At 73.2% G+C, this 13,110-nt stretch carries 7 protein-coding genes; 3 read left to right on the top strand and 4 right to left on the bottom strand.

Annotated elements, in window-relative coordinates:
• Positions 1-48 precede the first annotated feature (48 nt).
• Positions 49-5,271 (bottom strand): diguanylate cyclase, encoded by a 5,223-nt coding sequence (locus QLQ12_RS28605; protein WP_282763649.1) that lies wholly within the window; start codon positions 5,269-5,271, stop codon positions 49-51.
• A gap of 128 nt (positions 5,272-5,399) precedes the next feature.
• The gene (locus QLQ12_RS28600) at positions 5,400-6,170 is read right to left on the bottom strand and encodes an MBL fold metallo-hydrolase (protein ID WP_282763648.1); all 771 of its coding nucleotides are present in this window, start codon (positions 6,168-6,170) and stop codon (positions 5,400-5,402) included.
• Positions 6,171-6,230: 60 nt separating this feature from the next.
• On the opposite strand from QLQ12_RS28600, the gene QLQ12_RS28595 reads away from it, so the two are divergent.
• The gene (locus tag QLQ12_RS28595; RefSeq protein WP_282763647.1) at positions 6,231-7,085 is read left to right on the top strand and encodes an alpha/beta hydrolase; all 855 of its coding nucleotides are present in this window, start codon (positions 6,231-6,233) and stop codon (positions 7,083-7,085) included.
• 29 nt (positions 7,086-7,114) lie between these two features.
• Here the strand turns inward: QLQ12_RS28595 and QLQ12_RS28590 are convergent, their stop codons facing one another.
• Entirely contained in the window at positions 7,115-8,314 is a 1,200-nt protein-coding gene (locus QLQ12_RS28590) for an MFS transporter (protein WP_407651604.1), read from the bottom strand.
• A gap of 100 nt (positions 8,315-8,414) precedes the next feature.
• On the opposite strand from QLQ12_RS28590, the gene QLQ12_RS28585 reads away from it, so the two are divergent.
• Both QLQ12_RS28585 and QLQ12_RS28580 read left to right on the top strand, forming a co-directional pair.
• Complete coding sequence (locus tag QLQ12_RS28585; protein WP_282763646.1) at positions 8,415-9,023, top strand: alpha/beta fold hydrolase; 609 nt, start codon at positions 8,415-8,417, stop codon at positions 9,021-9,023.
• 216 nt (positions 9,024-9,239) lie between these two features.
• Positions 9,240-10,211 (top strand): TerC/Alx family metal homeostasis membrane protein, encoded by a 972-nt coding sequence (locus tag QLQ12_RS28580; RefSeq protein ID WP_407651603.1) that lies wholly within the window; start codon positions 9,240-9,242, stop codon positions 10,209-10,211.
• Between the two features lie 19 nt (positions 10,212-10,230).
• On the opposite strand, the gene QLQ12_RS28575 is transcribed toward QLQ12_RS28580, so the two are convergent.
• Positions 10,231-13,041 carry a PAS domain S-box protein gene (locus QLQ12_RS28575; protein WP_282763644.1) on the bottom strand — a complete coding sequence of 937 codons (2,811 nt, stop codon included), beginning with the start codon at positions 13,039-13,041 and terminating at the stop codon, positions 10,231-10,233.
• Between the last annotated feature and the right edge of the window lie 69 nt (positions 13,042-13,110).

Genomic DNA, 13,110 nt, shown 5'->3' with positions numbered 1-13,110 from the left:
CCGGCCAGGCGTTGACGGTGGGACGGGAACGACGGTGGGACGGGCGCGTCAGTCGATCATCACGCGGTTGCGGCCGGACTCCTTGGCGCGGTAGAGAGCGTGGTCGGCTCGGGCCAGAAGCTCGTCGAGGCTGGTGTCGCCGGGGGTGAGGCTGGTCAGGCCGACGCTGATGGTGATCGGGAGCGGGCCCGCCTGGGTGGGGATCGGCTCGGCGGAGACGGCCAGGCGGACGCGTTCGGCGAGGTCGGCGGCGTGACCGTCGTGGTCGGGCAGGACCGCGGCGAACTCCTCACCACCGTAACGGCCCAGGACGTCGGAATGGCGCAGGCAGCCGCGGATCCGGGCGGCCACGGTCCGGATGACCTCGTCGCCCACCCCATGGCCGTACGTGTCGTTGACCGACTTGAACTTGTCGATGTCGAGCATGACGGCGGCCAGCTGACGCCCGTTGCGAGCCGCCGCCTGGACCAGCGCGCCGGCGATCGCGTAGAAGTGACGCCGGTTGTGCTGACCGGTCAGTTCGTCGGTGGTCGCCAGTTCCTGGACACGGCTGAAGAGGCGGGCGTTCTCGTACGCCGCCATGCCCTGGGTGGCCAGCGCCGCCGCCACCTGACGGCTGGTGTCGTCGAGCCCGCCGCCGCCGAGCAGGACCAGGCCGACCGGGCCGTCGCGCCCGGTCAGGGGGACGGCGAGCGCGGTCGGCGCTCCGGCGAGCAGCCTTTCGCGTACCCCCGCGGTCTCGGCCGGGTCGAGCAGGTCGGGCGCGCCCAGCTCACCGGAACCGGACGACTGCGCCGCGCCGCCGGCAGCGGAGGCCACGGAAGAACCGGAGGCCGGGGAAGCCGAAGGAGCGGGCAACTGGACCTGGGTGCCGATGATCTCCTGCGGCGTGGCACCGACGACGGCGAGGACCTCCCCCTCCCGGCTGACCAGGCAGCCGGCCGTGGCGCCGAGCTGCACCTGCAGGGTGGCGCAGAGCTGGCGCAGCAGGCGGTCCGGTTCCAGGATGGCGCTGAGTTCGGCGAGGCTGGCCCGCAGCATCTCGGCGAGCGCCTGCTGCTGCCGGGCCGCCTGCACCGCCGAGTGCAGCTGGGCGGCCCGGGCGGTCTCCAGCGACACCGCGACGTGGCTGCTCACGGCGGTGAGGACGGCGACGTCGTCGTCGGTGAAGATGCCGCGGGCGAGCCGGCTGTCGAGGTAGACCACCGCGACGAGGCGGCCCTTGAACTGGACGGGCGCGATCAGGATGCTGCGCAGCCCGTGCACGACGGCGCTGCGGGAGCCGAGGGCGGCGCCCTGTTCGGTGCCGGTGACGACGAGCGGCTCACCGGTCTCGGCGACGCGGCGGACGAGGCTGGCGCCGTACTCGCTGGTCTCCTCGAGTTCGCCGGAGACGTCGCGGCCGGCGTAGCGGACCGGGTCGCCGCTCTCGTCGACGAGGAAGAAGATGGCCCGTTCGGCGCCGAGGATGCGCAGCATCTCGTCGAGGGCCACGCTGGCCAGCTGCTGCGGGTCGAGGATGGTCGCGGCGGCCGTGCCGACCTGCTGCAACGCGTCGAGGTGGCGGTTGCGGCCGGAGGCGGGGCGGCGTTCGGCGACGGTCCGGCGGTGCGTGCCGGCGCCCTCGTCGACGCCGAATTCGGTACGGGTCTGCCGCCGCCGCTGCTCCCAGCCGTGGAAGTTGGCCATCCCGAGAGCGAACCGGGCCTGCCGGTCGGCTTCGTTGGCCATGCCCATGGCACGCATGGCCCGGGCCCGGATGCGGAACGCCTCGTACTGGATGAACGGCGCGTCGACCTTGCGCAGCCGCCGTTCGGCCTCGTCGGCGAGCTTGATGCAGCGCTCCGGCTCGCCGGCCGCCAGGTGCAGGGAGGCCTTGGTGGTCAGATAGACGCCCCGCAGCAGCGGGGTGCCGCCGACCCGGCCCAGTGCGCGGATCGCCTTGCGGGCCACGGCGAGCCGGGCCGGGCGGTCGGCGTCGGCGGCGTACCGGAACTGGATGAGCCGCGCCTGCGCCTGGTAGACGAAGATCCAGCGGTGCTGCGGCATCAGTTCACTCCGGCGCAGCTTGAGCGCGTGGAACTCGTCGAACACGTCGTCCAGCGGCTGGCCCACCTCACCCTGCTCGATCAGCACGCAGGCGGCGGCGGTGAGCATGTTGGCCCGCTGCACCCGGGTGCCGGTGCCGGGCGGGAAGGCCTCGCGGAGCCGTTTGAGGGCGGCGGCGGCGTCACCGAAGCGGCTCTGCCCGGCCGGGATCATCACGCTGAGCATGCCGATGGAGGTGCCGAGCGCCTGCTGCTGGTCGGCGAGGCGCTGGATGCCGCGCTCGTACTCGCGGGCCGCCTCGTCGACGTATCCGCGCAGCAGGAAGCGCAGGCCGAGGGCGGCGTAGCCGGGGATCACCTGGGCGGGCCCGTACCAGCGGGCGTTCCGGGTGATCGTCTTCTCCCAGATGCTGCCGTCGTCGGCGCCGCTGAACAGCAGGGCGACGCCGTGCATCCACTCCACATAGGCGCCCAGGCCCGGGTCGCCCAGTTTCGCGGCCACGTCGCCAGCGCGCCGCAGGCAGCGGTCGCTGGTGCCGCGCAGTTTGATCACCGCGGCGACATAGCCGATCAGGGCGTAGACGCGGACGTACTCCGGGCAGGGGCCGAGCCGGTTCACCGCGTAGAGGGCGCGCAGGGCCAGGGTGCCGGCCTCCCGCAGCCGCAGGCCGACCGCCGCGGCATAGCCGCCGGCGTCGAGGACGGCGGCGAGCGCGGCCTGCTTCTCCCGGTCGCGGCTCCGCGCGGTTCCATAACCCACTTTGGTACGCCGTACGAGCCCGCCCGCCATCGCGATGAACAGGGTCTGGATCAGGGCGAGCAGCCCCGCCCCGGGCAGCGGCCGGCGCAGTTCGGCCAGCGCCGACCGGGTCGTCTCCAGGGCCCGGTCGTCGTCCCAGATGGTGTGGAACAGCTCGATGCGGGTGGTGAGCAGCCGGGCCCGCCACAGGCGATCCGGTTCGCCGGCGAGGGCCCGGTCCAGCACGGCGTCCACCTCGCCGAACCGGCCGGCCCGCAGATAGGCCTGGGCCAGCGCGTGCAGCAGGTCGGTGCCGGGCGCCGGGTCGCCGTCGACGGCGTCGGTCAGGTATTCGATCGCCTCGGCCGGGGACTGGTCGGCCAGTGCCCGGCGGCCGGCGATCGCGGCGCTGCGGCGGCGGTCCTCGGGTGCGGCGGCGTCGCCGGCGCGGCGGTGGTGACGGGCGACGGCGTACGCGTGCCCCTCGTCGCGTAGTTCCTCCGGCTGCCGCTCCAGCGCCCCGGCCAGGTCGGCGTGCAGTCGCCGGAGCCCGGCCGCGTCGACCCGGTCCAGGAGCATGTCTCGCAACTGGGGGTGGACGAAGGCGTACCAGCCGCCGGGGCGGGGTTCCAGCACGTGCCGCTCGGCCGCGGCGCCGAGCGCGCCGAGCACCTTGTCGGGCTCGTCGAGCTCGAACAGGGTCTCCGGCCGGAACCGGATGCCGGCCGCGGCGGCCACGGTCAGGCAGTTCAGGATGTCCTCGGGCAGCCCGGTGAGCCGGGCCGCGATCAGGTCGCGGACGTCGGCGGCCGGGGGCAGCGCGTCGGCGCCGTGGATGTCCAGTCGCCAGGTGCCCCAGATCGGGCTGAGCAGGCCGGCGTCGAGGAGCCGCAACAGGTAGCTGACGACCGCGAGCGGGGTTCCGTCGGTTCGCGCGATGACGTGCCGGACCAGTTCCACGGTGACCTCGGCGCCGGGCAGGCGGGAGGCGATCACGTCGGCGACGGCGGACGCCGGAAGCGGGGCGCAGGTCACCGTGAGCGCGCCGACGCCCTCCATGCCGGCGGCCGGGTCGGCGGCGTCGTCCGGGGCGGTGAGCACGATCAGGACAGGCAGCCCGGCGATCTCGGCGGCGAGTTTCTCCAGCAACTGGCGGGTGCCGGAGTCGAGGTGCTGGGCGTCGTCGACGACGAGCAACAGCCCACCGGTCCGGGTGGCGACTTCGCCGAGGAACACCACTCCGGCGCCGAGCACGTGCTCGTCGCCGCCGAGGGCGGGCTCGCCGGCCGTCGCCGGGATCAGGTCGCCGAAGAGCCGGGCGATCAGGCCGGCGCCGGCGGTCGCGGAGGCCTCGGCGATCTGCTCGTCGACGGCCGCCCGCCGTTCCGGCGACAGCCGGCGGACCGAGGCCCGCCAGGAGGCGACCGCTTCCCGGGCCGCGGCCAGCGGTGACTCCTCGTCGGGGCGGCAGGTCGCCCAGAACACCGGCAGCCCGGCGGCCGACGCCTCGGCGGCGACCTCCTCGGCGAGCCGGGTCCGGCCGGAGCCGGCCGCACCGCGGATCACCGCGACGCCGCCCTGCCCGGCCCGGGCCCGCTCCCATCGGCGGCTCAGCCGTTCCGCCTCGGTGGCGCGGCCCCGCAGCGGCCAGCCGGTGACGGCGGGCTGCGCGGCCGCCTCGCCTCCGGGGCAGTCGCGCAGGTCGGCCAGGAGCGCACGGGCGTCCGGGTAGCGGTCGTCGGGGTCCTTGGCGAGGAGCCGGTACACGAGGGCGAGCAGGTTCGCGTCGATGTCCGGGCGCAGTTCGGTGAGGTCGGGCACCGGGGCGGCCAGGTGCATCCGCAGCAGCTCGCCGACGTCGTCGGCCTCGAACGGCAGCCGGCCGGCCAGGCACTCGTAGAGCACCACGCCGAGGGAGTAGAGGTCGGAGCGGCCGTCGACCGGGCGCTTGAGCATGCCGGACTGTTCCGGCGACGAGTAGAGGAAGGTGCCGACGGCCTCGTCGGTGTCGCCGGTCTCGGCCCCGACCTGGGCCAGGCCGAAGTCGATGAGGGTGGCCGGCTGGTCCGGGCCGACCATGATGTTGCTCGGTTTGATGTCGCGGTGCACCAGGCCGAGCCGGTGCGCGGCGGCCAGGCCGCGGGCCAGCCGGGCGGCCATCGCGACGACCCACTTCTCGGCCAGCACCCCGGCGCCGAGCTGGTCGGCGAGCGATCCGCTGGTCAGGTGGTCCAGCACCAGCGTGGGTACGCCGTCGAGGTCCCCGACCGCGTGCACCCGGACCACGCCCGGGTCGTCGATGCAGGCCAGCAGCGCGGCCTCGCGGCTCAGCTCGGTCCGGATCGCCGGATATTCGCTCGCGTCGGCGAGGGGCCGTTTGACCGCGTACCAGCGGTCACCGCGCCGGGCGCGGTGGACCATGGTGAACGCGCCCCGGCCGAGCTCGTCGACCAATTCGAGGCCGGTCAGCCCTGTATCAGTCACTAAACACTCACTCCGCGTCCGGCGTCACTCTGCTCATCGGCCGGAGCCGGGCCGACCTGAACGGTTGTGGCCCCGGCGAGCGGTTCGGCCGGGCCGGCCATCGGGACACGGTCACGGGCGGAGGGCGTTCAGAGCGTCGCGGCCAGTTTCTGCAGCGCCTCCCGGGCGCCGCTGGTGATCGGTTTGCCGTGGCCGGGCAGGATCGCCCGCACGTCGAGGGCGGCGAGTTTCTTCACCGAGGCGGCCGCCTGGGCGGCGTCGGCGGTGTACAGCCGGTCGGAACCCTCCAGCGCGTTCAGGTTGCGCAGCGCGTCGCCGGCCACCAGCACTCCGGTCCCCGGCTCGAAGACCGACACGTGGCCGAGGGTGTGCCCCGGTGTGCCGATCATCTGGAGGCCGAACACATCGTCGCCGTCCTTGACCGAGGTCAGCGGTTTGCCGCCCGCGCCGATCGCGGACACGTCCGCCGCGCCGGCGTAGAGGGTGGCTCCGACCAGCGGCGCGATCTCGGCCAGACCACCGGCGTGGTCCTGGTGCTGGTGGGTGAGGATGATGTGCTTGACCGCTCCCCAGCCCAGGCCGGCGGCTTTGAGGCCGTCCTCGACGGAGGTGGCCGAACCGGGGTTGCCGGTGTCCACGACGGCCACCTCACCGTTGCGGATGAGAAGGTAGACCGAGACGAAGTCGAGGTCGACGCGACGCCAGTCGCCGGTGATGTTGCCGTCCGCGGCCGGCGCGGCGGCGCTCGGTGCCACCGGAGGGGCGGCGGACGTGGTGGAGGCGGCGCCCGGGCCCTCCTGAGCCTTGGTGCAGCCGGACAGGGTGTTGAGGACGGTCACGCCGAGCACACCGGAACCCGCGGTGAGCAGCAGTCTGCGGTTGAGCCTCAGTTCACTCATCCCCCATCCTTAGCGCATCGGAGAAGGTTTCGCTGACCCGGAGACGGGCACCGCACACACGTGTCGTCCTCACAACCGCCGGACCCGGTGATCGACGCGATCGTCGCCGAGCCCCCGGGCCACCGGCCGCTCACTCTCGATCTGTTCCGCCCGCCCGCCGGCGCCGCACCGCATCCGCTGGTGATCTGGGTGCACGGCGGCGGCTGGCGGACCGGCAGCAACAAGCACGACGGGCCGCAGCTCGCACCGGCCCGGATCGGCGACCGGATCCTCGCCGCCGGATACGCGCTGGCCCGGGTGAGTTACCGGCTCAGCGGTGAGGCCACGTTCCCGGCACAGCTGCACGACGTCAAGGCCGCCGTGCGGTGGCTGCGTCAGCACTCCGCAGGCCTGCGACTGGACCAGGCCCGGTTCGCGGTCTGGGGCGAGTCGGCGGGCGGCCATCTGGCCGCGCTGGTCGCGCTCACCGGCGACGATCCGTCCATGGCGGGAGGTGGCGCGGTCCCGGGCGTCTCGGACGCGGTCCGGGCCGGTGTCCTCTGGTACGCCCCGAGCGACCTGCTGACCATGGCGGCCCAGAACCATCCCGAGGGCCTGCAGGACCACGACGCCCCCGAGTCTCCGGAGAGCCGGCTGGTCGGCGGCCCGGTGCAGGAGCTGCCGAAGGAGTCGGCGGCGGCGAGCCCGGTCAACTACGTCTCCCCCGACGCGCCGCCGCTGCTGATCGCGCACGGCGAGCAGGACCGGATCGTGCCCGTCGGGCAGAGCCGGGAGCTGCACGAGCGCCTCATCGCGGTGGGTGCGCCGGCTGAGCTGCGGATCGTGCCGGGAGCCGACCACTGCTTCGTCGGCGCCGACCTGGTCCCGCTGGTCGACGAGGGCCTGACCTTTCTGGACCGCGCCCTGGACCGGTAGGCCGGCGAAACGATCGACGACAGGAGCCGTCAACGCATCCGGAGGGTCGCCGCCAAACAGATCACGGAGAACAGCTGGGCGCCCGCGAGGACCACGACGAGGGTCGTGATCGACCGATCGTAGAGCGCGCCGGCGAGCACACCGCCACCGAGCAGTGCCACGCCCTGCACCGCCGCGAAGACTCCGTAGGCGGTGGCCCGCCGTGGCGCCGGCACCAGATCGGCGACCAGGGCTTTGACCGTGGAGTCCTGCACCCCTGTCGCGGCGCCCCAGAGGAGGGTGCCGGTGACGATCGCCGCGGTGCCGCCGGACAGGGCGAGGGCGGGCGCGGCGGCGCCGAGGGCGGGCAGGGCGTACAGGACGCGGGCGCCCCAGCGGTCGTAGAGGTGGCCACTGGCCAGCGCGGCGACCGCGGCGGCGGCCATCGCCCCGGCGTAGAGGACCGGCACGGCCGCGATCGGCAGCCGTCCGGTCTGGCTGGCGTGGTAGGAGATCAGCCCGAAGGTGAGGAGCCCGCCGGTGGCCGCCCCGGCGGAGACGGCGAACCAGTGGAACCGCCGGGGAAGGCGCTGCCCAGCGGTGGCGCCGGTCTCCTTGGCCGCCGGGGCCGGGAAACGACGGCGCATCCAGATCAGCAGGATCATCGCGGCGGCGCCGGGGATCGCGAGCGCGGCCAGCGCCGGCCAGACGGCACCGGCGGCGAGGGTGATCAGGCCGGCGACGAGCAGCGGCCCGGCGAACGCGCCGACCTGGTCGAGGGCTTTGTGGACGGCGAACCCCCGGCCCCGCCCGACCGCCCCGGCGGCCTCGGCCAGCAGCGCCGATTTGGCCGGCGAGCGGATCGCCTTGCCGATCCGCTCGGCCACGATCAGGACGGCGGCGACGGCCAGCCCGGCGCCGCCGAGGACCGGGGCGAGAGCCAGCAGCGGCACACACACCGCGGTCAGGCCGTAGCCGGTGATGGTGAGCGCCCAGTAGCGGGCGGTGCGGTCGGCGAACGGCCCGGACCACAGGCGCAGCAGCAGCGCGGCCGCCTCGCCCGCGCCGGTGACCAGGCCGACCACCAGCGCGGAGGCGCCCAGCCCGGCGAGCATCGGGCCGGTGATCGAGCGGGCCCCCTCGTAGACCATGTCGGCGGCGAGACTCACCAGCCCGAATACTCCGATGGCCCGCCACGGAGTGAGCACCCGGGCGTTGGTCTGAGCAGAGCCGGTCACGGCAGTAACCATACGTACCCGAGATCCCAAGAGATCAATTTCGGGCAATGTTTGGATTCGTGGGGAATTCAGTGGATGTTTGGTTTCCCCCCGAACCAGGAAGAGCGTCGCCGTGCATCCTCAACCCCCGCGCCGCACCACTCACGCTTTCGGCACTCCGAAGAACCGGCTCGTCTACGACCGCTGGGGCCGGTACGGCCGCCCGGTGGTCCTGTTGCACGGCCTCTTCTACGACCGGACCATGTGGTGGCCGGTCGCGGCCGAACTCGGTGACACGTGCAGTGTGATCGCCGTCGACCTGCCCGGCCACGGGCAGTCGGCGGCCCGCGGTGAGAACGATGTCGACGGCCTGGCCCGTGACCTGGCGACGCTGGTCAACGGCCTGGACCTGCACCGGGCTCCGGTGCTGGTCGGCCACGGCGAGGGCGCGCTGCTCGCCGGCGCGTTCGCCGACGCCTACGCGACCCGGGCGCTGTTGACGTTCGACGAGCCGGCGGCGGAGCCTCCGGAGAGCCCGGAACAGCACCGGGCGGCGGCCGATCTCGCGGGGGTCCCGGCGCCGTACCGGCAGTTCGCGGTGGCGCGCTGGGACGGGGCCGTGCTCCGGTCGTACAGCCGCTGGTTCTCCGGGTGCCAGGAACCCCGCGCCGGGAAGCGGCCCTGTTTCCCGCATCTGCGTTCCCCGGCGCGGTTCGCCGCGACGGTGCGGGACCTGGTCTGAGCCGTCGGCGACGCCGGCCATGGCCCCCGGGGAGCGCGGGTGGCTCTGGGAGCGCGGGCTGCATATCCTGTCGGGCGAGGGGAGTACCTCCGCGAGGACGTGGCGGTCACCACGGGCACCCGATGTGCCCTCGTGCGTTCGCCCTCCGGCGGGGGTTCGTCAGCCTGCGGCGGGTGAGGGAGACCTCGGACGATGACTCGTGTCCGAGGGGGCTCCGTGCTCGATCTGCCATCCATCGCGTCCGCGCAGCTATGGGCGATTTCGGTCGCTGTGCTGCTGGTCCTGCTCGCCACCGACTTCGCTATCACGCGCCGCCCGCACGACGTGGCGATGCGCGAGGCGGTCGGCTGGTCACTGTTCTATCTGGCGCTTCCGGCCGCGTTCGGGGCCCTGATCTGGCATCGGTACGGCCACCGGCCCGCCATGGACTTCTACACCGGGTACGTGGTGGAGAAGGCGCTGTCGGTCGACAACCTGTTCGTCTTCATGCTGTTGCTGGCCGCGTTCGCGGTGCCGCCGCGACTGGCACAACGGGTGCTGCTCTACGGCATCGCCGGCGCCCTGGTCCTGCGGGCGATCTTCATCGCCGCCGGGGCGGCGGTCCTGCACAGCGGCACGTGGGCGTTCCTGTTGTTCGGGGCGGTGTTGCTGCTGACCGCGGGGAAGGTGCTGCGGGAGGCGATGCGGGCCGAGGAGTACCGCGTCGACGTCGACCGGATGCGCAGTGTCCGGCTGATGCGGCGGCTGATGCCGGTGACCGGGGAGTATCACGGCGGGAGGCTGTCGGTGGTGCGGGACGGCCGTCGCGCGCTGACCCCGCTCGCGCTGGTCGTGGTCGCGGTGTTCATGACCGACGTGGTGTTCGCGGTCGACTCGGTGCCGGCCGTCTACGGGGTGACCGAGGACCCGTACCTGGTGTTCGCGACGAACGCGTTCGCCCTGCTGGGTCTGCGGGCCCTGTACTTCGTGCTGCACAACGTGCTCGACCGGTTGCGTCATCTCAACCACGGCCTCGCCGTGATCCTGGCGTTCATCGGCGTGAAGCTGGTGCTGCACTGGGCGCACAGCGTGTGGGAGAGCGTGCCGGACATCCCCACCGACGCGTCGCTGGCGGTCATCGCGGCCACTCTGGTCACCGTTACCGCGACCAGCCTCCGTGCCGACCGCAAGGACCGCGTCACCACGTGAACAGCGCCGGCGGCCGGCGCTACGACGAGACCACGTCCGCTCCCACCGGGGTGCGGCGGATCTGATCCGCCGCGTCCCGGGCCATCATGATCAGTGGGCGGGCGGTGGTGTAGGCCGCCACGGCGGCGTCCAGGTCGCCGGCGCGTGCGTCGGCCTCGATCCGCCCGCAGGCAGCCGTCGCCGCGCCCGCCCCCAGGTTCGCCAGCACACCCATGAGCTGGTGCGACTCGGAGCGCAGCAGGTCGGCGTCGGAGAAGGCGAGGGCCTGCTGCATCCGGTCGAGGTGCTCCGGGATCTTCCCCGACAGGGTGCCGAGCAGCCCCGCCAGGGCGCTCGCGGTGGCCGCCGGGTCGGGGCCGCGCAACTGGTCCAGGCGCCGCTCCATCTCCTTCACCACCACGGCGAGCTCGGGCGGCGGGACCGCGATCCAGCGCTCCAGCACCCGGGCCACGTCGGCCGGGATGAGCGGCTTGGCGATGTGCTCGTCCATGCCTGCGGCCAGGCAACGGGCCCGGTCCTCGGCGAGGGCGCTGGCGGTCAGCGCGATGATCGGCACGTGCCGCCCGGCCGGCTCGCGGCGGCGGATCTCGGCGGTGGCCGCGTAACCGTCCATCTCCGGCATCAGACAGTCCATGAAGATCGCCTGGTAGTCCCGGCGGGCGGCGGACTCGACCGCCTCCCGGCCGTTGACCGCCACGTCGGCGCTGTAGCCGAGGTTCGCCAGGATGCCGAGCGCGACCATGCGGTTGATGTCGTTGTCCTCCACCACCAGCAGGTGTCCACGGCCCAGCGGCTTCTCCGAGGTGGCGGCGGCCGCCCGGTCGCCGCCCGGATCGCCGAGCACCCCGATCAGGGCGTCGTAGAGCTGGGACTGCCGCAGCGGCTTGGCGAAGGCGGCCGACACCCGCTCGGGGTCGGGTTCGCCGGGCAGGTGGCGGGAGTCCTCGGCGAGGAGGATGGTCTTCGGCGCCGGACAGCCGGGCGGAATGATCGCCTGGGTGTCCGGCGACGCGGTGCGCAGGTCGACGATGAGCAGGTCGATCGGCCGGCCGGCGGCGGCCGCGTCCCGCATCACGGCGACCGCGCCGACCGTGTCGGCCACCCCGACCGCGTCCATCGACCAGGCGCTGAGCTGTTCGGCGAGGACGGTGCGGTCGGTCTCGTCCCGGTCCACGACGAGCACCCGCAGACCGTCGAGCAGATGCCGGTCGAAGAGGTCCCGGTCCTCCCGGGCGGTGCGCAGCGTGACCGTGAACCAGAACGTGCTGCCCTGTCCCGGCACGCTGCGCACCCCGATCCGCCCGCCCATCAACTCGACGAGGTCACGGCTGATGGCCAGGCCCAGCCCGGTGCCGCCGAACCGCCGGGTGGTGCCCGCGTCGGCCTGGGTGAACGCCTCGAAGAGATCCTCCTGCTGGCGCCGGTCGATGCCGATGCCGGTGTCCTGCACCTCGAACCGGATCGGCACCGCGTCCGATCCACAGGTGTGCCCGGGGTCCGGGACGGCGGTCACGGTGACCCGCCCGTCCGGGGTGAACTTGACCGCGTTGCCGGCCAGGTTGAGCAGCACCTGGCGCAGCTTGGCCGGGTCGCCGCAGACGGTGGCGGGCAGCCCGGGGTCACATCTGCCGGTGACCTCCAGCGCCTCGTTGGTGCCCGGCGGGGCGACCAGCGCCACCACATCGTCGATCAGCCGGCAGACCTGGAAGTTCACCTCCTCCAGGAGCACCTTGCCGGCCTCCAGTTTGGAGAAGTCGAGGATGTCGTTGATCACCGAGAGCAGCGCGGACCCGGCCGCGCCGATGCCCTCGGCGTAGCGGCGCTGGCGGTCGTCCAGGTCCGTGCCGAGCAGCAGGCCGGTCAGGCCGATCACGCCGTTCATCGGGGTCCGGATCTCGTGGCTCATCGAGGCGAGGAACTGCGACTTCAGCCGGGTCGTCTCGATCGCCTGGTCGCGGGCCTCGGCCAGGGCCTGCTCGGTCTCCAGACGGGCGGTGATGTCCCGGACGAAGCCGTGGAAGTGCGCGCCGCCGCCGTGCCGGATGCACCACATGGTGAGCTCGACCGGGATCCGGCGGCCGTCCCGGTGGATCGCGATCATCTCGGTGGGCCGGTCCAGCAGCCATCCCAGCCGGCCGTGGAGCAGCCGCCGCAGCGCTTCGTCATACACCGCCGGAAGGAGGGTACCGGTCACGGTACGGCCGAGGATCTCCGCACGTGGCCAGCCGAAGACGTGCTCAGCCTGCCGGTTCCACTCGGTGATCACGCCGGAGTCGTCCATGGTGAAGAACGGGTCGCTGGCCGCCTGCATGATCATTTGGAGCTGTTCGCGCTCCGCCCGGCGGCGCTGATCGGCCCGGACCCGGTCGGTGATGTCGTGCGCGACGGTGGACAGGCCGATCACGGTATCGTCGGCGCCACGCATCGGCGCCATGCTCAGCGACACCTCGATGATGGTGCCGTCCTTGCGTTTGCGGCGGGTCTCGTACCGGGTGAGGGCCTGGCCGCTGCGCACCCGGGCGAGCAGCTCACGCTCCTCGCCGAGCCGGTCGGGCGGCAACAGCCGGGTGACGTCGCTGCCGATCATCTCCTCGGCGGTGTATCCGTAGAGACGCTCGGCACCCGGATTCCAGGTCCGGACCGTGCCGTCGGCGGCCTTGCTGATGATCGCGTCCTGGGAGGCCTCCACGATGGCGGCGAGGCGGGCGTTCTCCAGAGCCGACGAACGCCGGCCGGCCTCGGCCGTCGCCCGCTGCGCCCGGCGGGACACCAGCACCACGGCGACGCCGGCGATCACCCCGAACAGCAGCGACACCGCCCTGACCAGCACGGTCCGTCCTTTCGCAGATCCGAATCCGATTCAGCATCAACGTACATGTGACCTTTATCTGCTTTAGCT

Source organism: Actinoplanes sandaracinus (genome assembly GCF_030009775.1).
Taxonomy (GTDB): domain Bacteria; phylum Actinomycetota; class Actinomycetes; order Mycobacteriales; family Micromonosporaceae; genus Actinoplanes; species Actinoplanes sandaracinus.
Note: the sequence above shows the minus strand (reverse complement) of the source record. Positions and strands in the feature narration are given on the sequence as shown.